Here is a 22882-nt window from a genome sequence, read left to right as displayed (position 1 = left end):
CGGGATGTCCGACGCCACTCAACAGCAGCAGATTCACACAAAGCGGAAACAGCCATGAGCCAGTATTCAGATTATTTGGATGAAATTGAAACGCGTAAAGAACAAGGGCTTAGCCCAAAACCCATCGATGATGGTGCGCTGGTCGAGGAAATCGTCGAACAAATCAAGGATACCGGTCATCCACATCGCGCAGATTCGCTGCACCACCTGATTTACAACACGTTGCCCGGCACAACCAGTGCTGCGGGTGCGAAGGCAACGTTCCTGAAGTCCATCATCGTCGGCGAGGTTGCAGTCGAAGAAATCTCGCCCGAATTCGCGTTCGAACTGCTGTCCCACATGAAGGGCGGGCCGTCGGTTGACGTGCTTTTGGATGTTGCATTGGGCGACAAGCAGGACACAGCGGTTCAGGCGGGTGAGGTTCTGAAAACTCAGGTATTCCTGTACGAGGCTGACACAGACCGCCTGAAAGCCGCTTATGAGGCGGGCAACAAGATCGCTGCGGATCTCCTTGAGAGCTACTCCAAAGCCGAATTTTTCACCAAGCTGCCCGACGTGGACGAAGAAATCCAAGTTGTCACATATATTGCAGCCGAGGGTGACATCTCCACTGACCTTCTGTCGCCAGGCAATCAGGCGCATTCGCGTTCCGACCGCGAGCTGCATGGCAAATGCCTGATTTCCGAGGCCGCACAAAAAGAGATTGAAGCGCTGAAGTTGCAGCACCCCGACAAGCGCGTGATGCTGGTTGCGGAAAAAGGCACAATGGGCGTTGGTTCGTCGCGGATGTCGGGCGTCAACAACGTGGCGCTTTGGACCGGCAAGCAAGCCAGCCCGTACGTGCCTTTCGTCAATTTTGCACCAGTCGTGGCTGGCACAAACGGCATATCGCCCATCTTTCTGACAACCGTGGGCGTGACCGGCGGTATCGGTGTCGACCTGAAGAACTGGGTCAAGAAAGTGGACGAGGATGGCAAGGCGATCCTCAACAACGATGGCAACCCGATTCTGGAACAGCGCTATTCGGTTGAGACCGGCACCGTGCTGACCATCAACACGAAAAAGAAAAAGCTCTATAGCGCGGATGGCAGTGAAGAACTGGTCGACATGGCCGGCTCATTCACCCCGCAAAAGATGGAGTTCATGAAAGCCGGCGGCTCTTATGCCATCGTCTTTGGCAAGAAACTGCAGACATTTGCGTGTGAGACGCTGGGCATCGAGCTGAAATCGGCCTTCGCCCCTGCGAAGGAAGTCAGCCATGAAGGTCAGGGGCTAACAGCCGTCGAAAAGATCTTTAATGCAAATGCGCGCGGAGCGACCCCGGGCAAAGTGTTACATGCCGGCTCAGACGTGCGCGCCAAAGTCAATATCGTGGGCTCTCAGGACACCACCGGTCTGATGACCAGTCAGGAGCTTGAGGCCATGGCGGCGACCGTCCTGTCGCCCAGCGTCAATGGCGCCTATCAATCTGGCTGTCATACTGCCTCGGTTTGGGATCTCAAGGCGCAGGCCAACACCCCGCGCTTGATGGCGTTCATGCACAAGTTCGGTCTGATCACTGCGCGTGATCCCAAGGGCGTGTACCACGCGATGACAGACGTCATTCACAAGGTGCTCAACGACATCACCGTGGATGACTGGGCCATCATCATCGGCGGCGACAGCCATACGCGGATGTCCAAAGGCGTGGCCTTTGGTGCGGACTCGGGCACGGTTGCACTGGCGCTGGCCACGGGTGAGGCGACAATGCCTATCCCGGAATCCGTCAAGGTGACGTTCAAGGGCGAAATGGCACCGCACATGGATTTCCGTGACGTGGTGCACGCGACGCAAGCTCAGATGCTGGCGCAGCACGGCGACAACGTTTTCCAGGGCCGGATCATCGAAGTTCATATCGGTACGCTGCTGGCGGACCAAGCCTTTACCTTCACCGACTGGACGGCCGAGATGAAGGCCAAAGCGTCGATCTGTATCTCGAACGACGATACGCTGATTGAATCGCTGGAAATCGCCAAGTCGCGGATCAAGATCATGATCGAGAAGGGCATGGATAACGATGTTCATATGCTGCAGGGCCTGATCGACATCGCGGACAAACGTATCGACCAAATCCGCTCGGGCGAAAAACCGGCCCTGCGCCCTGATGACAACGCCAAGTACTTTGCCGAAGTCGTTGTGGATCTGGATCAGATCGTCGAACCGATGATCGCCGATCCGGATGTGAACAATGCCGATGTGTCCAAGCGTTATACCCACGACACGATCCGCCCGATCTCGTACTACGCTGCGGAAAAGAAGGTAGATCTGGGCTTTGTGGGGTCCTGCATGGTGCATAAGGGCGACATCAAGATTGTGGCCCAGATGTTGCGCAATCTCGAAGACGAGTATGGCAAGGTTGAGTTCAAGGCCCCGCTTGTTGTTGCCGCACCGACATACAACATCGTTGATGAGCTGAAAGAAGAAGGTGATTGGGCAATTTTGCAGAAGTATTCGGGCTTTGAATTCGATGACCTGTTCCCCAAGCAAACCGCACGGACCGAGTACGAGAATATCCTCTATCTTGAGCGCCCAGGCTGTAACCTTTGCATGGGCAACCAGGAAAAAGCCGCCAAAGGCGACACCGTATTGGCCACGTCCACCCGTCTGTTCCAAGGCCGTGTTGTAGCGGACAGTGAGACAAAGAAGGGTGAATCCCTTCTGGGTTCGACCCCGGTTGTTGTTCTGTCAGCCATTCTGGGTCGTACGCCGACGCTGGAGGAATATAAAGTCGCAGTCGAAGGCATTGACCTGACCAAATTTGCACCACCGATGGAAGTTCCCGGCACTGCCCGCTCGGTGCATTTCTAATACAATAGCGGGCGTGGCGAATGGTGCCGCGCCCGCTTTACCCCAACCTGCCCAACGCTTGGTAAAAACGGCGCATTACAATGGGGGTCAGGTACATCGGGATCTGATAGGCCCCGATGAACACCAAAAGTGGCGCTGTCACCTCGGGTGGTAACGCAATCAGGAAAATCGCGACATTCCGGTTTCCGGCGACAATGGATAAAGCGGTGGCTTTGTCGGCAGCCACTCGGTTGCGTGTCAGAAAAAACATCACCAGTTGCGCGCCGAAATTAGCCAGACATGCGATCCCGACCCAAAAAATCGCAAGACCGGGGTCAACAAGAGCTGTCGCGGTCACGGACGGCATCAAGCCGATCACAAATACAGCGAGCGTGATCGTTGCCAGCCCTTCCAGATTTTTTAGCGTAGTTTGTGACGGGTTTCTCAGAAACGCGAGGCGCAACAACACGGCTGCAACAGTCGCCCCCGCAATTGTCAAAAACAGGCGCAAGACGGCGATCAGAACGGATTGAAAGTCTCCCAACTCGGGCATCAGAACGAAGATGGGAAACACGGTCAACGGCAATACGGCGGTCCCGATCACCATCAGGCGCATGGCGTGTTCTGCCGGATGTCCCATCATCAGGCACATGTTGGCACTTCCCGAGATGGACGGAGCCGCGGCCATGATCAGCAGAGACAAAAAGACCGGCGTGCCGGTCCATCCACCGATCATGCCAATAGTCACAACTAATAGCGGCAAAACCAGCTGGAACGCGATCACTGTATTTGCCACCTGTCGTAAATCGACCAATGACCCCAACAACAAAGAAGGCTCAATTCTAAGGACCGTCAGAAACAGCAGTAGTGCGACAAGCGGCGGCAATACTGCCCGCATCGGCTCGGCCAGCGCGGGCAGCAGCAATCCGGCGGCCAGCCCTGCGACCAGAACATAAGGACCGTTACGCGCCGCCAGATGAAGTGGGTTCAATGCCCCCTACCCGCCCGGGCTTTGCCTAAGGTTTTCCGGCAGCCATGTGGCCAGTTCCGGGAACCAGATCAAGACGAAGACCATCACCACCATGATCAGAAACATCGGAATTGCCGCGCGGGCAATATAGCTCATCTCATGGTTCGTCATGCCTTGCATCACGAACAGGTTGAAGCCAATCGGCGGCGTGATCTGCGCCATTTCAACGACAACCACGATAAAGATACCAAACCAGATCAAATCGATACCCGCGTCCCGGATCATCGGTTCCACCACGGCCATGGTCAAAACAACCGAGGAGATGCCATCAAGGAAACAGCCCAGAATGATGTAAAAGACCAGCAAAACCATCAAAAGCTCAAACCGCGTCAGCTCCCACCCTGCGATCAGATCAGCCAGGCCGCGCGGCAAACCCGTAAATCCCATGGACAAAGACAGGAACGCGGCCCCCGCCAGGATCAGAGCGATCATCGCACTGGTACGGGTGGCGCCCATCAGGCTTTCGGTAAACGTCTTCCAGGTCAGCGACCCCTGCCCTGCGGCCAGCAACAGACCACCGATCACGCCAAAGGCAGCGGCTTCGGTTGCAGTTGCATAGCCCAGATACATCGACCCGATCACCACCATGATCAGCAGGATTACCGGCAACAGGAAGCGTGAGTTCTTGATCTTCTCAGAAAAGCTCAGTTTATCTTCGCTGTTTGGGTTCCAGTCTTTCCCGAATTTCGAATAAATCGCGACGTATCCCATAAACATCGTCGCCAGTACCAATCCGGGCAGGATGCCCGCAAAGAACAGCTTGGTGATCGATTCATTGATGGTCACGCCATACACGATCAGCGTCAGCGATGGTGGGATCATCAGACCCAGTGTCGCCGCGCCGGTCAATGTGCCGATGATCATTCGCTCGGGGTAGTTGCGTTTTCTCAGTTCAGGGATCGACATCTTGCCCACGGTCGTCAGTGTCGCCGCCGACGATCCGGATACGGCAGCAAAGACTGTGCAGCCCACGATATTGGTATGCACCAATCCACCGGGCAAAGGTGCCATCCACGGCGACAGACCTTTGAACATGTCCTCGGATAATCGCGTTCGATACAGGATTTCGCCCATCCAGATGAACATCGGCAGAGCTGTCAGGGTCCAGGACGAGGACGCCGACCAGATGGTGGTGATCATCACGTCGCCTACGGGTCGTGTAGTGAACAGCTCCATCCCGACCCAGGCAACGCCCATAAGCGCCAGGCCGACCCAGACGCCGGTGCCCAACAGGGTGAAAAGAACAAAGAGGAAGAGGATGATGACAGACAGGTTTTCCATGCGCTTATTCCCCGTGGCTCTGATCGGCCAGATCGCGGACGATACGGTGATTGCCACGGAAGAGGACGTGGACCAGATGATCGGTCAGAGCGATTGCAAGAATGACCCCGCCGATCAGCATCGCAGACTGCGGAATCCACAGCGCGGTTTTGTCCTGACCCTGACTGATGTCGTTGAACTTCCAGCTCCAATAGACAAAGCGATAAGCGTACCAGCAAAAGTACCACATCACCGCTGCACCCACGGAGAAACACCATATTTCAAGGATGCGTCGAACCCGATCGGGAACCGCATTGAGCAGGATCGACACACGAATGTGGCTGCCTCGGTTCAGCGCATTGGCAAATGCCAGAAAGGACGCGGCGGCCATGGCATAGCCGGCGTAATCAGGGGCGCCGGGAAAAACCTCACCGGTCCAGCGAGCCAGCATTTGCACAACGATCAGCAGCAAAATGGCGATCAGGCTAAGCGCTGCCAGAACCCCCGCCGCCTGATAGATGAAATCCAATACGGACCTGAGCCCTCGTAGTGCCGCCATGCTGTCCCCACTATTAGTTATTCTATGGAAACGGGCGGCAGGTTGATCCGCCGCCCATCTTTGGCCAATTACTGAGACGAATTGAACGCATCGACGATGGCCTTGCCCTCGTCACCTGCGGCCTCAAGCCACTCATTGGTCATTGTCACACCGATTTCTTTCAACTCGTTGGTCATCTGTTCGGAGGCCGGACCAACCGTCATGCCGCCATCACGCAGACCTTGTAGGGTAAAGCCGGTGTATTCCTTGGCGCGCCAGTTGCCAGCATATTCGGCAAGCTCGGCGCAGGCCTTGATGACGTTCTTGTTAGCATCAGAAACGCCAGCCCAGATGTCTGAGTTGACCATGACGTAGTTGCGCGGCAGCCACGCGTCCACTTCGTAGAAATAATTTAGGCTTTCCCAAACCTTGCGATCATACCCGGTCGATCCCGACGACACCATCGAGTCTGCGACACCAGTGGCAAAAGCCTGGCTGATTTCTGCAGCCTCGATTGTCACAGGCAACATGCCGGTCAGTTCCGCCAAACGCGACGTGGCATTGTTATAGGACCGGAACTTGATGCCCTCCATGTCGGCGACCGAGTTCACCTCGTCTTTGAAGTACAGCCCTTGCGGCGGCCACGGCACGGCATAGAGCAACGTCAAGTTCTGTTCAGCCAGCAGATTTTCGATCGAGGGTCTTGCCGCCTCCCATAGCTTGGCGCTGTCATCGAACGACGTTGCCAGGAATGGGATCGAGTCGAACCCAAACAGTGCGTTTTCGTTCTGGTGACCGGACAGCAGACGCTCACCAATTGGTGCTTGCCCGGTCTGAATGGCGCGTTTGATGTCGGCGCCTTTGAACAGCGACCCGGACGGATGCGTGACGATTTCAACCTCACCACCGGTGCCTGTGGTCACGCATTTGGCAAATTCCGCACCCGTGGCCGAATGGAAGTTCGATGCCGAATACGCCATTGGCATATCCCATTTCTCGGCCATCGCCGGTGCGGTTGCTGCGGCTGTCAAAGCGGTTGCCGCCAGAAGGCTTGTCAATTTCTTCATCTTTTTCTCCCTGTTTAATTTTGTGTTGCCGGCTTGTGCTACCGGGCATTTCTTAAGTCGCGTAGCGAGACGGCGCATAGACGCTCATGTCTGCGTTTGGGGTCCTGCCCGCGATCATCTGCGCTAGCAGGCGCCCTGTTTTCGGCCCGCCCGTGAGGCCGATATGATGGTGGCCAAACCCCATAAACGCTCCGTCAATTCCCGGCACCTCGCCGATGATCGGGATCGAGTCTGCCGGCGCGGGCCTGTGCCCCATCCATTCTACTTCGTCCTTCCATGTCACGCCCGGAAAGGCCGCCCGGGCATTCTTGCGCATCAGTTCGAACGGTGCCCTCGAAGGCGGCGCATCCAGCCCGCCGAATTCGACAATCCCAGCCAGCCGGATGCGGCCGTCCATCGGCGTGGCAACGAACTTGCCCGAAGCAACCATAACCGGACTTTTCGGCATCGCGGAAGGTTCCACCAATTCAAGATGATAACCACGTTCTGTCTCCAGTGGAACAGAAACGCCCAATTTGCTGGCCAAAGGTCCCGACCAGACGCCCGCAGTCACAATTGCAGTGTCACACGGGATGGTCTCACCAGCCACCCGAACGCCTGAGACTTTACCGTTCTCGTGTACGACATCCTCAACAGCAGCACGGATGACCCTGCCGCCGTTGGCCTCGACATGTGCGGCGAGGTCTTTCACGTACCGCCCGGGATCGGTAATGTGTCCGTGATCGGAAAGTTTGGCAGCAAATCCGATACCTTTGCTGTAGATCGGGTCGTAGGCGTGGAACGCGGCACCCTCTAGTTCTTCCCACTTGAACCCGTGCTTGCGCCGAACACCCCAACCAAAGGCATCGCCTTCGAAATGCTGGCGGTTTTCGTAGAGGAACAGGTAGTCGGAAGGCACAATCCATTTCTCGGCCGTCGTACCCTGAGCCAGTGCCTGATGATCGTTTAGGCTGTCTCCTACTATAGGGGTTAGCGCGGCCGCGATACGTTCGACATCACCTGCGTTTGCGTGTTTCAGATAGCGCGTCAACCACGGCAATAGCTTGGGTACATATCCCCATTTCATGAACAAAGGTTGCGACGGGTCAAACAACATCCTGGGCGCTTTTTTCAAAAGCCCCGGCACCGTGACCGGAATGATCGAGCAAGAAGCCAGCACACCGCCATTGCCATGCGAGGTGCCCTCTCCGGGGCCAGCCTTGTCGATAAGGATGACATCATGTCCGTCACGTTGCAGCCAGACGGCGGTCGAGACACCAACTATACCGGCACCGATAATGGCAATTGTCTTTTTCTCGCTCATGCCGCCACCGCTTTGGAAACAGCATAGTGGTTCAGCTTTGCCTCGTCCGGCTTCCCGCCAAGACCCGGTGTGTTGGGGACAACGACTTGACCCTGTTTCACCTCGAAAGGTTTTTCAAGAATGTCTTCGTTAAGGAAGTATGAGGCCTGATAAAACTCGCAGCCCAGCGTAATTTCCGGCGTCGCGGCGATCATGTGAGCCCCGGCAAGATGTGCCAAACCGGCCTCAAACATATCTCCGCCATACGCGCTGAGACCATGTGCGGCGGCTATGCGGGCGACTGTTTGCCCGCGCGTCAGACCGCCGGATTTCATGATTTTGACCGAGACACCGTCGCAGATCCCTTCGCGTGCAGCGCGTTCCATATCCTCGGGACCAAAGACGCTTTCATCGGCCAGTAGCGGCACATCCGTCATTTGCCGTAGCTTCGCCATCATGCCGTAGTGATGTGCGCGTACCGGTTGTTCGATGAAATCGGGATTGAACGATGCTACGTCCCGTACCCGCGCCGGTGCGTCCTCGATTGACAGACCTTGATTGTAATCTACGCGCACCGAGAACTGTGGGTAATGCTTCGCCAAAAACTCAAACCGCATGATATCGAAAGCATGATCCTTGAACCCAGTCTTCAGCTTCACGATCCGTACACCGTCGTCCTGCAAACGGGCCAGAAGATCTATATCCTGCGCAAAATCGGGGTTGGCGATAGAGCAGCTTAGCGGGATCGCGTCGCGGCATTTCCCTCCCAACAAGGCCCAAACAGGAACGGCGCTGATCCGGCCCGTCAAATCAAGCAAAGCCGCTTCCAGCGCCGCTTTAGCCTCGGTGCAATGCGCAACCGCATATGCGGCCTGCGCCATGATGGCGGCTCTGTCAGCAACCCTCGCCCCCATGACCAACGGACGCAGATACCTATTTAATGCGGCGTAAGTTGCTTCGGGCGTTCCGGTGAATACGGACCAGGGCGAGGCTTCGCCATATCCGTGGCTACCATCCTCGGACGTCAGGCGTAGTACAACGACCTCGCACACACCTTCGACAGATCCAATACCGTGGTCCCGGCGAGATGTGACAGGCAGTTCAAGATGCCACAGGTCGTAACCTATGATTTGTTGTGTCAGATCGACCATTCGTCCTCCCCAGCGGTAGGTGGAAGCCTGCCTTGACCGGCATATCATTTCAAATACTATGTTTTCGTAAGTCCATCATAAGAAATGATAGGGTAAGCTATGTCTCTGCGCTTTCGTCAGTTGCAGGCGTTCCACGCCATCATGGAAACCGGCACTGTGACAGGAGCCGCGTCAGTCCTGGGAATCTCCCAGCCGGGCATCAGCAATCTGTTGGCTCAGTTGGAACGTGAGGCCCGGTTGCCCTTGTTCGAACGCAACAAAGGACGTCTTTTGCCGACGCCAGAGGCCGAGCTTTTGTATCGAGAGGTCGATACCGTGGTCCGCGGGCTGGATCACGTCGCGCAGGCCGTTTCGGATCTTCAGAACAAGCATCCCGGGCAGTTGCAGGTCGCGGCGCCCCATTTGTTGTCGTTCGGTTTCATGCCGCGAGAGATTGCACGCTTTGCCAAGTCACGCCCCAATCTGTCCGTCAGCTTTCAGTCTCAGTATTCTTCGAAAATACAGGAGTGGGTAACCTCGGGCTTGTTCGAGATCGGCATCGTCGAGATGCCAATACTCCACGACACGCTAAACTATCAGGTCTTCCATTTTGAAACGATGGCCACGTTCCCCGAAGGTAGCCATTTGGCGGCCTATGACGAACTGACACCGGAGCTGCTTGAGAACGAGCCGTTCATTGTCATGGGCCCCGAACACCAAACCCATCGCAGAACCCGCGACATTTTTCAGACTGCAGAGCGTACTTGGCAGACGAGAATTCACACGCATTTGTCGGAAAACCTGCTGAGCTTTGTCAAACAGGGCATGGGCGTCGCGATGATTGATCCGTTCACAGTGACCTTCGATGAAGAGGGCGGATATCAAACCCGCCCTTTCAGACCAGCCGTTACGCTGGATCTTGCGATAATCACTGCCAAAGGACGTCCTTTGTCGATGATTGCACAAGAGTTTCTTGCCCAGTTGACCCCGTCAATCGCGTCTTATGCCACCCATTCCGACACCGGTGCCGCAGCTTCGTGAAGCTGTTGTGAGTGGATGTCGACCAGCGTTGGGCCATCATGCTCAACAGCCTGCTTCAACACTTTGCGCAAATCGTCCGGGTCCTTCACCGTCCACGATTTGACCCCAAACGCCGAAGCAACAGCGGCGTGATCGGTCCGATTGAAATCGACGTTGTAGTAACGCTGCCCAAAGCCTGCATCCTGACCCGCTTTGATCCAGCCAAAAACCGAGTTCGAGAATACGATCGAGGTAATCGGCATCTTGTGCCGCACCATCGTTTCAAATTCGCCACAGGTGAAGCCGAAGGATCCATCCCCCATAACGGACAGTGTCTTGACTGATGGCCGACCCACATGCGCGCCCATAGCGGCGCCCAGCGAATACCCCAACGCGCCATGCGCCCGATTGGTGATAAAATGCCGCCCCGGTTTGCGCCAGCGATAGTGCGCGCTGAAGTAAGGGCACGGGGTGCCCGGATCAGCCACGACAATCGCATCATCGTCCAGGATGTCTGCAAGAACCGCCATTACGGCTTCGGGCCGGATCGGAGTTTCCCGACTTGCCGCAAGCGGAGCGAACGCATTCAACTTGGCTTCCCAAGCGGAACGGGCCTGGGCCGCTCCACCAAGGCCTGGCAGATCGTTCCGCGTTTTCAGCGATCGCGCCAAGGCCTCCAGCGCCAAACGGGCATCGGCACAGATGGCGACTTCGGTCTGATAATTTGCGCCAATCACCATCGGGTCGCTGTCTATATGGATAATAGTGGCGTCGCGCCCGGGGCTGCACCAGCGTTCAGTCGTGACCGACCCCGCGCGGCATCCGACAAACATGACCACATCTGCCTGATCCACAACGGCGCGCGTGGCCGGAACACCACCGTTCGAGCCAACGACGCCCAAGGCCAGCGGATCCGTTTCGGCAATGGAACCCTGACCGGAAACTGTTGTGGCAACTGGGATATCCAACAGGGTTGCAACTTGGCGCAACGCCTCCTCGGCCCCGGAAAGAACCGGCCCGCCGCCACAAACGATGACTGCTGACTTAGCTTTGGCCAGGATATCCGCGGCCGCTTCAATGGCATCCAGATCCGGTCCAGCCCGTTCGGCGGGATAGCTGCGGTGGCGTGCATCTGCCCATACCTCGGCTTCGTCCACCTGTCCTTTCTGCGTATCAAAGGGCAGCGCCAGATGTGTTGCGCCCGGTGTTCCGGTCGTCATAGCACGAAACGCAGCCCGCACCATCGCAGGCAAACGCGAGGCGTCGTCCAGAGACGCATTCCACTTTGCCAACGGCTTGAACAGCGCAGCCTGATCCAACTCAGTCAACGGGTATTTTCCGCGGCTGGTCGTCGCCACGTCAGAGGTGATCGCCAGGATGGGAACCGAACTTTCGCTGGCCTCGATCACCCCTGGCAGTATGTAAGTCGCCCCGCCTCCGGACGGGCCTTCGCAGACGCCCGGCTTGCCAGTGACGCGTGCGTATCCATCCGCCATATAGGCCGCGTGACGTTCATCCCGGGTCAGAATGTGCTGAATACCATGATCCATCCGCGCCAACGCGTCATAGAAGGGCAACGTGGTATCACCGCACAGGCCGAACATGTGTTTCACGCCGTGTGCTTCCAACATGCGCACCATTGCCTCAGCACCTGTCAGATAGTTCGTCCCGGTCATCGCTGGTTTCCTTTGATTTTAATCTGCATGCAGACCTGTATACAGTTTTGTATATTGATTTCAAGAGCAACCTGTGGCACGCCTTGGCAAACGGAAAAAGGCGGCACTTATGGCAGGTCCACGCGTTGACGACATCTATGATCAGGTAAAGGCGATGGCCGTCTCGTTTCACCTTCGACCAGGTGATCGGTTGAACGAGGTGGCGCTGTCGAAGGAATTGGGCGTCAGCCGCACGCCTCTGCGCGAAGCCCTGAACCGGTTGGTGGCCGAACACCTGTTCGACTTTCGCCCTGGCCTGGGCTTTTTCTGCCGCCCGCTGGACCCGCAGAGCGTGTTTGATCTGTTCGAGCTGCGCCAGATCATCGAATCCGCCGCTGCACGCAACGCTTGCGCAAAGGCGTCTGACAGAGACCTAGAAACACTTCATGATGAGCTTTATGCGACTGGCATCGACATCACCGGCCTGACCGTCGAAGAAGCCGTCAGCAGGGACGAAGAATTTCATCTGGGCATTGCCAGGCTATCGGGCAACAACGAACTGGTGCAAACCCTGACCCGGATCAACGAACGCATCCGATATATCCGCTGGGTTTCCATGAGCTTGGATCGGGTTCAACGCTCGAAAGACGAACATAAACGGGTCATGCAGGCCTTGCTGGATCGCGACGCGGATGAGGCCGCGCGCGTACTGGGCGCGCATATCTCCAAGCGAATAGATCAGGTGCAGGACGCCGTGCGCCACGGGATATCCAGCATCTACATGGAAGGGTCCGAAGACATCTCGGCCCGCATTATCGAGGAGGCGCACGGATGATCGCCCAAGGTGGCAAATCCATTTACGGAGCGTCAGTGGGCATTCTGATGCTGGACGCCCAATTCCCACGCATCCCCGGTGATATGGGAAATGCGCTGACATGGCCTTTTCCGGTGCTCTATCGCATTGTGCGGGATGCCTCGCCGGACCTGGTCGTTCGGCACCGGGCCGAGGGCATGTTGGACGCATTCATTGATGCCGCGCGTGAACTGGTCAAGGACGGCGCGGACGGCATTACCACCAATTGCGGGTTTCTGTCCCTGTTTCAGAAAGAGCTGTCCGAGGCTGTACCGGTTCCGGTCGTGACTTCATCTTTGATGCAGGTGCAGATGGTGAACGGCATCCTTCCGGTCGGAAAACGCACGGGGGTTCTGACCATTTCCGCCTCCACTTTGACCCGTGATCATCTGCGCAGCGCTCAGGTGCCGGACGATACACCCATCAGTTCCACCGAAGGCGGGCGCGAATTCACACGCGCGATACTTGGGAACGAACTTGCCCTGGATGTTGATAAGGCCCGTGCCGATAACGTTGATGCCGCAATTGCGCTGCAGTCCGAAAATCCGGACCTTGGCGCGATTGTGCTGGAATGCACGAATATGTGCCCATACGCGGCAGATATTCAGCGCGCTACCGGTTTGCCCGTCTTTTCCATTGTGACATTGGTCAGTTGGTTTCAAGCTGGACTTGTGCCGCCGCGCTTTCCCAATCCCTAAAGGGCGCGGCGGTCAGGCCTAAGGTCTCTTTTGTCCACCAATTCGTGCATTGCGCTTACCGGAAAAAGACCGTAAGCGTCCCGACCGCCGGTCGCAGCCTACCCGGTTATCAAAACAAGGACTGAAAACATGAAAACTACATTGGTCTGCTCCGGCGGACTGGATTCCGTGTCGCTTGCGCATGTGCTGGCCGCGGAAGGAAACCTGTCACGGCTTGTGTCTTTCGACTATGGTCAGCGCCACACCAAGGAACTGACCTTCGCGGCCCTCTGTTCAGAGCGGCTGAGCGTGCCCCATCACGTGATTGATCTGCGTTCTGTCGGCGCGTCGCTGACAGGCTCGGCCTTGACCGACGATGTCGACGTGCCTGACGGGCATTACGCGGAAGAAACGATGAAGGTCACGGTTGTCCCCAACCGCAATGCGATCATGCTGACCATCGCTTATGGCGTGGCAGCAGCGCAGGGTGACCACGCAGTCGCGACAGCTGTGCATGGCGGCGACCATTTCATCTATCCCGATTGCCGTCCGGCATTCACAGATGCGTTTGACACCATGCAGCGCGCCGCGTTGGACGGCTACGCGGATGTGGCGCTGCATGTGCCATTCGTCCACCGCAGCAAAGCCGATATTGTCCGCGAAGGCGCGCGCTTGGATACCCCGTTCGATCAGACGTGGTCCTGTTACAAGGGCGGCGACGTGCATTGTGGCCGTTGCGGAACATGCGTTGAACGGCGCGAGGCGTTTGATCTGGCCGGTGTGCCGGACCCAACGCAATACGAAGACGCCGAATTCTGGAAGTCGGCCATCGCGGGGGCACAGGTCTGATGTACCGGATCACCAAGGAATTCCACTTTTCCGCCTCGCACCAGCTAACCCACCTGCCTGATGATCATCAGTGTGCCCGGATGCATGGACACAACTATGTCGTCGTGGTCGAATTGGCCCGGCGCGAGTTGAACGCGGATGGGTTCGTGCGGGATTACCACGAGCTGAAATCGCTCAAGACCTATATCGACGACGAATTTGACCACCGGCACCTGAACAATGTGCTGAACGTCGTGTCGACTGCCGAAAACCTCGCGCGGCACTTCTTTGACTGGTGCGCGGCCCGCTGGCCCGAAACCGCTGCGGTGAAAGTGTCCGAGACGCCCAAGACATGGGCCGAGTATCGCCCATGACCCTTAGAATATCAGAAATTTTTGGCCCCACAGTACAGGGCGAAGGCGCGCTGATCGGTCAGCCGACGGTATTTGTACGCTCGGGCGGGTGCGATTTCCGGTGCAGCTGGTGCGACAGCCTCCATGCGGTCGACAGCGCCTATCGCCACGATTGGGCAGCAATGGAAACGCAGGCCGTTTGGTCCGAGGTCCAGCGTTTGTCAGGCGGGCGGCCACTGACCGTGTCTCTGTCTGGCGGAAATCCCGCCATTCAGGATTTTGGCCCGCTGATCCGGCAGGGCAAAGCGGAAGGCTATGCCTTTGTATGCGAAACCCAAGGGTCAATCGCAAAGCCGTGGTTTTCCGACCTTGCTATGCTTGTTCTCAGCCCGAAACCCCCCAGCAGTGGCGAGGATATGGATTGGACGGCGTTTGACGCCTGCCTCAACGTGCGCCCTGCGCAAACTGTCCTCAAGATCGTGATCTTTGACGACACTGATTTTGACTGGGCACGCAGCGTAGCCGACCGGTATCCGGACCTTCCGCTTTACCTTCAACCCGGTAACCCGGAAACCGATCCGGCCAGCCCGGTTGATTTGACCAATGCCACCAGACGTGTGGAATGGCTGATAGATAAGACTTTGAATGCCGGTTGGTTCGCGCCTCGCATTCTGCCCCAGCTACATGTGCTGATCTGGGGCAACAAACGCGGCGTCTGAGTGCAGGAGAGATAACATGACCGATAGTATCTACAGTAACCTCACCCAGTTGGGCGGAGACACCAAAATGCCAGCCAGCCCGGAAGAGGCGGTTCTGGAACGCGTGCAGAATCCGCAGGCTGATGTGGATTACAACGTGCGCTTTACCGCGCCCGAATTCACCTCGCTTTGTCCGATGACGGGCCAGCCGGATTTTGCCCACCTGGTGATAGATTACGTGCCCGATCAGTGGTTGGTGGAAAGCAAGGCGCTCAAGCTGTTTCTGGGCTCGTTCCGCAATCATGGCGCCTTTCACGAAGATTGCACCATCTCGATTGCCCGCCGGCTGCAGGAGTTTCTGGAACCCCGGTGGCTGCGTATCGGAGGGTACTGGTATCCGCGCGGGGGCATTCCGATCGACGTGTTCTGGCAAACTGGCCCAACGCCCGAAGGCGTCTGGATCCCGGATCAGGGTGTGCCGCCTTACCGTGGGCGTGGTTGACCACGATGACTTGAGAGGGGTGAAGGCCCCTGCCTGACAAGCAATCAAAGGGGCCCCCGCACCGGTTTGAAACGTGGCGTTTTGGCAGTGGTGGTAATTTTGTTTCGCCCGAGCTTGCGGTTTTGAAACATCATGACAATCCAACATTGATGGGTTAGATGTTTCCTTAATGTAAGAACAAATTCCTGGTGACGATTGTGGAACAGGTGGCCTTCAATTTTGAGATGGGAGTCGTTTGCGCCCTTCTTGCCTTCACCGTATTTCTCTTTGTATCCGAAATCGTCAGAATTGACCTTTCTGCCATACTTGTTCTGGTCCTTATCGGCCTTCTCAGTTACGCGCCCGGGCTCGAAAAGCTCGCTGACGTGCCGCACCTGTTTGATGGATTTGCATCCAATGCGGTGATTTCCATTATCGCGGTCATGATCGTCGGCGCTGGCCTCGACAAGACCGGCATAATGAACAAAGTCGCCGCCGTTATTCTGAAATATGGCGGTACGTCCGAGAAACGCGTTCTGCCGATTATTTCGGGCACTGTTGGGGTCATTTCCTCGTTCATGCAGAACGTTGGGGCCGCCGCGCTATTTCTTCCGGTCGTCAGCCGAATATCTTCCCGATCAGGCATCCCGTTGTCGCGTTTGCTGATGCCTATGGGGTTCTGCGCCATCCTTGGCGGCACAATGACGATGGTCGGATCTTCGCCTCTTATCTTGCTGAACGATCTGATCCAGTCGGCCAACAATGGCCTGCCCGAAGGTCAGAAAATGGAGCAGTTTGGCCTGTTTTCTGTGACACCAATCGGGATTGTTCTGATCCTGACCGGCATCGCCTACTTTCTGCTGCTGGGTCGGTGGGTTTTACCCGGTGATGAGGGATCGGAAAACACCGGAACCGGACAGGGAACGCAGGAGTATCTGCAACGTGTCTACGGCCTGAAAGCCGATGTTTTCGAAGTAATCGTTCCAGCCGAAAGCCCTTTGGTCGGGCAGATTCTGGCCGACATAAATCACGAAAACCACCTGTACATCATTTCGACATTCTATCGCGGCAAAACCTCGATGGTTCAGGTTCTGACGGCCGAAATTGCCGCGCCTTGCCGATTGGCGATCATTGGCCGGCGCTGGGTCGTAGAGGAGTTTGCGCAAAAATACGGGCTAACCGTCCTGCCGGCGTTAGACATCTTTGTCGAAGAATTCGCACCAACCAATGCAGGCATCGCTGAAGTTGTCATAACACCCGACAGCAAGCTGATCGGGAAATGCCCACGCGAGCTATTGTTCCGCAAGACATACGGCATGTCGTTGCTTGCCATCCATCGCGGCGAGGAAACGCTCAGCCATGTTGAATCCGAAACGCACGAGTCCACTCAAATCGGGCTTGAGGAGTTTCACGCAGGCGACATGCTAGTGGCCCATACACGGTGGGACAACTTGATGCGGATCAAGCGCGATCCCGATTTTGTGGTCGTCACCACCGACTTCCCGCAAGACGAACTGCGCCCGCAAAAGGTCGGTTGGGCGCTGGCGTTTTTCGCCGTTTCCTTGTCGATGATCCTGTTCACCGACATTCGGCTCTCGCTCTGTCTATTAACCGGAGCCGCGGGAATGATGCTGACACGTGTGTTGAGTGTCGATGAAGCCTACCGTGCGGTCGGATGGAATACTGTTTTTCTGCTCGCATGCCTTATTCCATTGGGTCAGGCGGTACAGAATACCGGCACGGCTGCGTGGATTGCACAACAGATCATGATCATTCTGGACGGCTGGCCGATCTGGTCCCTTCAGGCAGGCGTTGCGGTTCTGGCTACGGCGTTTTCATTGGTGATGTCCAACGTCGGAGCCACTGTTCTGCTTGTGCCATTGGCCGTTTCCATTGCGGTGGCAGCTGGCGGAAATCCGGCCGTATTTGCCCTGACGGTTGCCATATCAACATCGAACAGCTTCATAATCCCGACCCATCAGGTAAACGCCCTGATTATGGGTCCTGCAGGGTATAAAGTCATGGACTTTGTGCGCTCAGGGGGGGTTATGACGATCCTGTTTCTTGTTGTTTCACTCCTGATGCTCAATTTGCTGTACTGACCGCTTCGGCAAGCAGGAATGGGCCCGTGATTGCAAAGCCTTACAGCTGTAAACTACCGCTCGCTGAATGCGCGTTCCATTGTCATCTGCACCGGCTTCAACAGGTAGGAAAGCAGCGTCTGTTCACCCGTCGTCATTTCCGCAACAACAGTCATCCCAGCCTGAAGCGGACGCTCCCACGGGCCCGTGCCAACCTTGGCTTCGGCCAGTTTAAACGAGGCCCTGAAATAGGTTTCACCGGTTTGTTCATCCGTCAGAGGCACAGGATAGATGGATTGCAGGCGTCCTTCGACCTTACCGAAACGCCGGGCATCAAACGTGTCTACGCTTACTGAAACCGGCTGATCCACCTCAACATGGCCGACATCGGAATTTGCGATACGTGCTTCTACGACCAAGGCGCGACGGGTTGGCAAAATCTCAAAAATCACTTCACCCGGCGCGATGACTTCCCCTGGGTTAGGATATGTTGCCGCCTGAATAATTCCACGTGCTGGGGCGGAAATACGCAGTGCCGACAATTTTGAATCTACGACGTCCAGCGATATCTCCAATTCCACGCGCTTTTGCTCAAGTTCGGCCCATCGGGTCAGCACCTCATCTCGCAACGCCAGGGTTTCTTCAGCTTTGGCTGCGCGGGCCAGCATCAATGCGCTCTGTGCTTCGGCAAGGCGCACCCGGGCGTCCGATGCAGCCGCGCGAACCGCGTCCACTTCATCCTCTTCCTCAAGGAAATCGCTCAGGGATTTTAGACCCTGCATTCGCAGTTGCGCGTATCTCTCTAGAATTTCCTCTTTCTTTCGAACGCGGTCCTGCGCGAACTGCGAGGCCTGTGTCAGGATATCCAATGTCCCCTCTTGCTGTTTGATCGTGGCCAGCTGAATGCGTTGGCTTTCAGCATAAAGGTCCAACCTTGCGGCTGCAGAAATCAGGCCCTTGCCTCTGAGCGCATCAATTTCCGCCTTGTCAGGCACTGCTTCGCGATCCAATACCGCCAGTACAGCGGACGCTGTGGCCAAGTCTCGCTGAACCGCAGCAAGCTGGCCCGACGTGACATCTCTTTCCCGCGTCAGATCCGGGTGATGCAGTTCAACCAGCAAATCCCCCGCCTCAACCAACTGGCCGTCGCGAACGTGAACAGCCCGAACAATGCCGCCGGGCATCGTTTCGATTTGTGGATACGCGCCAACTGGCAGGATCGTCCCTGGGGCGCGGGTGACCTGGGGAACAGCAGTTTGCCCCGCCAGAACCACCAGGCATCCAACCATGGCCGAAACCGCAAGCGACAGGAAGGCCGCAAATCTTGGCCGCCGCATTCGACGCCTCCAATTCGCGCGTTCCATTGGACCGGACGTGTCACTTTTCTTAGAACCTGATTTCACTGTGCCCTCCCAAGCGTTTTCAATACGGCATGAAGTTTCTTGCGTCCTGCATCACCTGTGCTGTTCACGACAACCTTGTCGCCATTCAGAAAGATGAAGCGGTCGGCGATCTGCATGAATGAGCGATCCGCCGTTGCTATGACCACTGTCTTGCGCCCTTGCTGCGCGCGGATCCAGTTCCTGAAACACGCCCGTCGATGGTCGGAAAGGCCGTTGGTTGGATCGGAAAACAGAAAGACCGAAGAAGGGCGCGCCATGCTGCGTGCAAGGACTAGCGACTTTAAGGTTGCCGATGGCATCTGCGCCAGGTCACCGTCGGTCAAACGAGTGTCGATGCCCTTTGGCAGAAGGCCTTGGTCATCCAGCAAATCCATATCGGTCAAAGCAGCCATAATGTTGTCATCAGTGAGAGACGGCGAGGCCAATCGAAAGTTCTGGGCAACAGTTCCGTAGAACATCGACATGTCGTAAGTGGCGTAGGTTATGGATTTACGCAATTCGTCCCTGGCAATCTGACGAACGTCGATGCCGTCATGTTCAATCGTACCTGCCAGAGGCGCGAAAAGGCCGTCGATCAGATCCAGCACCGCTGTGCGACCGGCCGCATCGCTGCCCATGACCAGAACCACTTCGCCCGGATCACAGTTGAAACTGGCTTGCGAAAGGACAGGCGCGTTCAAAGGATCCGGTCGGTACGTGACAGAGGAAAACGCAATCGCGCCGTTTAAAGTTTTTTGGTGCGTTTGTTCCAGCCCCACTTCGATCTCCTCGCCAAGATCAAGGACGCGATCCGCCTGATTTCGACTGCTTCGGAAGGACAGGATCTGGGGGAAGCTGGAATACAGAGACTGAATCGGCGCCAAAATTTTGGACACCAACGCAATCGAAGCGATCAACGCACCAAAGCTGATATCACCGCGCAACGCGCCATGCGCACACAAGATGATTGCCCCCATCGTCGCAAGTGCCGTGACGGATTGAGCCAATGATTGCGCAAGCGCCTGAAACTGACGGCTGCGGCGCGCGGCCGCTTCTGCGCGCTGTGCAAGAGGCATGCAGCGGTCCAACCATTGGTTTTGCATCCCCAGATTTGCAATGGCCCGCTGGTTAAGAATAGCGTCCTGAACGCCCGACTGGCTAGCGGCGGCGGCCTCTGCCGTTTTTTGATCCAACCGTTTTTGGTGTGGGATGATGATTGCGCCAAGCAAGACAAGAAAGACCGCCAAGCCGAGCGTCAGCAGCCCGACCTGCGGTGCGAGATATGCAAGGACCGCAAAGAAAATAACCACGAATGGCAGATCCAGAAGGGTCGTCATGACCTGCCCGGTAAATGCATCGCGCAAGGATTCGAATTGGCGAAAACGCGATAGCTGTTGGTTTACATCCGTTTTCCCGAGCTGGCTCAGCGGCAGTGACATCAGTTTGCGAAACAGCGCAATCATCAACTGACGCTCTCCACGCCAGCCAACATATGCCAGCGCCCTCGTGCGTGCATGGCGGAAGCAAAGGTCTGACGCCCCCACAATCACCACACCGATCATCAGCGAAACCAGCAAATTAACAGAACCCGACGGGATGACCCGCTCATAGATGCCCATGATCAGCAAGGGAGCCATAAGCCCCAGAACGTTGGATAACAACGAGGCGATCAGCAGCCAGGGCAACATCGGGCCTAATTCTGCGAATGCCGAGCGGACAGATGTGAACCGCCTGTCTGTCTGGTGATGCGTGAAGCGGTCGATCCGGATGACGGTGCACCATCGGCGGCCGGGCTTGAGGTGGTTCAGATCTGGGTTCAGATCGTCGCTGATTTGCAGCGTGCCACCCATCCGATCCAACGCCAGGTAGCAGGCACCATTGTCCGGTATGATCAATGCCGGGCATTCGTGATCCGTGATCTCGCGTTCACGACATCTGATCTGCGTGTAGGGGATATTGAGGTTTTCCAACGTCTCGAAAATGTCATCCGGGCGGAGCCGATCCAGCACGTGCGGAAACGCCTCAAGCAGCCGGTCTTCATTATTGCGCCAGCCACCCGCCAACAGCAGTCTAAATAGCAACCCGCTTGCAATCTGAGTGTTCATTACGGTCATGCGGCACCCTTTTTCCAGGCTTCTGCGGCTGCCCGTTCAAGATCTGCGTCCACCGCCCATGCCGCCAGATCCAGGGTGTTTGACAAACTTAAGCGAACGCACCTGCCCGTTATCTGCCTCATCCGAGGGTCCGGGCTTGCCACAAGTATCGTGGGCCGCGGTGAAACGGATTGGAGGTAATCCGCCAGAGCTTGGCGTTCCGTTGTATCTAGAACCGCTGTTGGTTCATTCATCAAAAGCACCCGCGGCCGCAGCGCCAAGGCCCGTGTCAATGCAATGAGATGCCGGTTCACCGGGTCGGCCTCAAACCCGGTTCCGGTGCTAAGTTGGGTTGCATAACCCATGGGCAAACGGTGAATGCGCTTCTCTAGCCCAAGTGCGACGGCAACTTGCTTGGCGCGATCAACGGTCTCTGCATCACCAAAAGCGCTGATGTTTTCAAGCAGTGTTCCCGACAAGATCGCGGGCTCGGCTTCGAGCGCAACCAGCGCGTCCTGCCCGCGCCACCCGATCAGCTGTGAGGCCGGTATGCCGCCAATGAGCAACCTGCCCTCATCCGGCTCTCGCTGCCCCGTCATTGCGTCAAACAAAGTTTCGACCATCCAACTTTCTTCGGGCTCAATCAAAACGCCCTGCCCTTGCTCCACCTGAAAGTTGAGGGGCAAGAAAGCTCCTCCCTCTCCTTTCAAACGGCGCATGGACAAACCGGAAACCCTGATTTGCCCCAAGTGATCGTAGGAAAGCCCTACACTTTGCCCGGTTTCAAGCTGATCCATTTCGTTCAATCGTGTTTGTGAAATGGCAGAATTTTCCGACTGAACCCACATCGCCATGAGTTTGGTCAACGGCTGGATAATTCGGCCATTCAACAGCATGCAGGCAGCCAATTCGGCGATACCGATCAGGTTGATGATCACCAGGTAGGCCCCCAACAACCCCATCGCAGCAACAGTCATCTGCGAAAAAAAGGCTCCAAAGCTTTGTGCAAAGCCCGAGAAATGGATCAGCTTTTTGCTGAGATCGACGGTCTGATCTTCAAGCAATTCAAAGCGGCGGGCCATTTGTGGCTCCATCCGGTTTGCCTTGACCGTGGGCATGTTTGACAAAATCTCGGACAAAAACGCGTATCGGCGTGTGTCCAGGGACTTGCGGCGCTTGAACAGGGCCCACTGCGCGCGCTTCATGGCCGCCGCGAAGACGATCACGACGCCAAACGCGCCCAGTGGCACCAAAATCAGCCACCCCCCGATCAAGCCGATCAGAATCGCAAACAAGACCGTAAAGGGCAGATCAATCGAGAGTGTTTGCCCCTGCCCCGAATGGTAGTCCCGCAACTGGCCGATAGCTGCGTAGCGTTCCGCATAATTGCTGGCGGGTTCGCGGGAGAAGTCCAAAGAATTCGCGTTCAGAACTTTGGTCATAAAGCGGCGGTAATTCCAGACCGCTGCCCCCTCAGCCGTGGTTGTCAAAAGGACGGCACGGCACTGTCTCAGCATCAGCTCCATACCGGCACCGATCACCAGCGCCACCGTCAATACGCGCAGCGTGTCGGTAGACTGGAACGGGATGACCCGATCGAATATCAGCAAGATGGAAATCGGCATCAA

At 56.6% G+C, this 22882-nt stretch carries 19 protein-coding genes; 9 read left to right on the top strand and 10 right to left on the bottom strand.

The annotated features are described in order from the left end of the window. Positions 1 to 54: 54 nt before the first annotated feature. On the top strand, positions 55 to 2847 hold the full coding sequence (locus tag AC2FIS_RS07915; protein WP_496772745.1) for a bifunctional aconitate hydratase 2/2-methylisocitrate dehydratase: 2793 nt from the start codon (positions 55 to 57) through the stop codon (positions 2845 to 2847). Between the two features lie 37 nt (positions 2848 to 2884). Here the strand turns inward: AC2FIS_RS07915 and AC2FIS_RS07910 are convergent, their stop codons facing one another. From AC2FIS_RS07910 to AC2FIS_RS07885, 6 genes are all read right to left on the bottom strand, one after another. Then, positions 2885 to 3817: a hypothetical protein gene (locus tag AC2FIS_RS07910; protein WP_496772744.1), complete on the bottom strand. Its 933-nt coding sequence runs from the start codon at positions 3815 to 3817 to the stop codon at positions 2885 to 2887. Positions 3818 to 3823: 6 nt separating this feature from the next. Further along, positions 3824 to 5137, bottom strand: a complete 1314-nt coding sequence (locus AC2FIS_RS07905; protein ID WP_496772743.1) for a TRAP transporter large permease — start codon at positions 5135 to 5137, stop codon at positions 3824 to 3826. Between the two features lie 4 nt (positions 5138 to 5141). Then, on the bottom strand, positions 5142 to 5675 hold the full coding sequence (locus tag AC2FIS_RS07900; RefSeq protein WP_058272118.1) for a TRAP transporter small permease: 534 nt from the start codon (positions 5673 to 5675) through the stop codon (positions 5142 to 5144). 68 nt (positions 5676 to 5743) lie between these two features. Further along, on the bottom strand, positions 5744 to 6721 hold the full coding sequence (locus tag AC2FIS_RS07895) for a TRAP transporter substrate-binding protein (protein ID WP_282152044.1): 978 nt from the start codon (positions 6719 to 6721) through the stop codon (positions 5744 to 5746). Positions 6722 to 6773: 52 nt separating this feature from the next. After that, complete coding sequence (locus tag AC2FIS_RS07890) at positions 6774 to 8024, bottom strand: NAD(P)/FAD-dependent oxidoreductase (RefSeq protein ID WP_496772741.1); 1251 nt, start codon at positions 8022 to 8024, stop codon at positions 6774 to 6776. After that, the gene (locus AC2FIS_RS07885; protein ID WP_496772740.1) at positions 8021 to 9154 is read right to left on the bottom strand and encodes an enolase C-terminal domain-like protein; all 1134 of its coding nucleotides are present in this window, start codon (positions 9152 to 9154) and stop codon (positions 8021 to 8023) included. The genes AC2FIS_RS07890 and AC2FIS_RS07885 overlap by 4 nt, the downstream gene beginning before the upstream one ends. 99 nt (positions 9155 to 9253) lie before the next feature. Here AC2FIS_RS07885 and AC2FIS_RS07880 point away from each other — a divergent pair, with 99 nt between their 5' ends. Then, positions 9254 to 10174: a LysR family transcriptional regulator gene (locus tag AC2FIS_RS07880; RefSeq protein ID WP_496772739.1), complete on the top strand. Its 921-nt coding sequence runs from the start codon at positions 9254 to 9256 to the stop codon at positions 10172 to 10174. Here AC2FIS_RS07880 and AC2FIS_RS07875 read toward each other — a convergent pair. Then, positions 10135 to 11829, bottom strand: a complete 1695-nt coding sequence (locus AC2FIS_RS07875) for a thiamine pyrophosphate-binding protein (RefSeq protein ID WP_496772737.1) — start codon at positions 11827 to 11829, stop codon at positions 10135 to 10137. The genes AC2FIS_RS07880 and AC2FIS_RS07875 overlap by 40 nt on opposite strands. Before the next feature lie 109 nt (positions 11830 to 11938). On the opposite strand from AC2FIS_RS07875, the gene AC2FIS_RS07870 reads away from it, so the two are divergent. The 7 genes from AC2FIS_RS07870 to AC2FIS_RS07840 all read left to right on the top strand — a co-directional run bounded on the left by AC2FIS_RS07870 (position 11939) and on the right by AC2FIS_RS07840 (position 17800). After that, a complete protein-coding gene (locus AC2FIS_RS07870) occupies positions 11939 to 12643 on the top strand; it encodes a GntR family transcriptional regulator (protein WP_496772736.1) in 705 nt (234 codons plus the stop codon). Further along, positions 12640 to 13359 carry an aspartate/glutamate racemase family protein gene (locus AC2FIS_RS07865; protein ID WP_496772734.1) on the top strand — a complete coding sequence of 240 codons (720 nt, stop codon included), beginning with the start codon at positions 12640 to 12642 and terminating at the stop codon, positions 13357 to 13359. Before AC2FIS_RS07870 ends, AC2FIS_RS07865 begins: the two co-directional genes overlap by 4 nt. A 129-nt stretch (positions 13360 to 13488) precedes the next feature. Further along, entirely contained in the window at positions 13489 to 14187 is a 699-nt protein-coding gene (gene queC / locus AC2FIS_RS07860) for a 7-cyano-7-deazaguanine synthase QueC (RefSeq protein ID WP_496772733.1), read from the top strand. Beyond that, a complete protein-coding gene (gene queD / locus AC2FIS_RS07855; protein WP_496772731.1) occupies positions 14187 to 14540 on the top strand; it encodes a 6-carboxytetrahydropterin synthase QueD in 354 nt (117 codons plus the stop codon). Before queC ends, queD begins: the two co-directional genes overlap by 1 nt. Further along, positions 14537 to 15238 (top strand): 7-carboxy-7-deazaguanine synthase QueE, encoded by a 702-nt coding sequence (gene queE / locus AC2FIS_RS07850; RefSeq protein ID WP_496772730.1) that lies wholly within the window; start codon positions 14537 to 14539, stop codon positions 15236 to 15238. Before queD ends, queE begins: the two co-directional genes overlap by 4 nt. Before the next feature lie 16 nt (positions 15239 to 15254). Next, positions 15255 to 15719 carry a preQ(1) synthase gene (gene queF / locus AC2FIS_RS07845; protein WP_108859684.1) on the top strand — a complete coding sequence of 155 codons (465 nt, stop codon included), beginning with the start codon at positions 15255 to 15257 and terminating at the stop codon, positions 15717 to 15719. 224 nt (positions 15720 to 15943) lie between these two features. Then, positions 15944 to 17800, top strand: coding sequence for an SLC13 family permease (locus AC2FIS_RS07840; RefSeq protein WP_496772915.1), 1857 nt, complete (start codon positions 15944 to 15946; stop codon positions 17798 to 17800). A gap of 53 nt (positions 17801 to 17853) precedes the next feature. On the opposite strand, the gene AC2FIS_RS07835 is transcribed toward AC2FIS_RS07840, so the two are convergent. The 3 genes from AC2FIS_RS07835 to AC2FIS_RS07825 form a co-directional block, all read right to left on the bottom strand. After that, on the bottom strand, positions 17854 to 19116 hold the full coding sequence (locus AC2FIS_RS07835) for an HlyD family type I secretion periplasmic adaptor subunit (protein ID WP_496772729.1): 1263 nt from the start codon (positions 19114 to 19116) through the stop codon (positions 17854 to 17856). Between the two features lie 62 nt (positions 19117 to 19178). Beyond that, complete coding sequence (locus tag AC2FIS_RS07830) at positions 19179 to 21275, bottom strand: peptidase domain-containing ABC transporter (RefSeq protein WP_496772728.1); 2097 nt, start codon at positions 21273 to 21275, stop codon at positions 19179 to 19181. Continuing rightward, the gene (locus AC2FIS_RS07825; protein ID WP_496772727.1) at positions 21272 to 22879 is read right to left on the bottom strand and encodes an ABC transporter transmembrane domain-containing protein; all 1608 of its coding nucleotides are present in this window, start codon (positions 22877 to 22879) and stop codon (positions 21272 to 21274) included. The genes AC2FIS_RS07830 and AC2FIS_RS07825 overlap by 4 nt, the downstream gene beginning before the upstream one ends. Positions 22880 to 22882 lie beyond the last annotated feature (3 nt).

Source organism: Ruegeria sp. CDSB113 (assembly GCF_059611045.1).
This window is presented reverse-complemented; position numbering and strand designations above follow the sequence as displayed.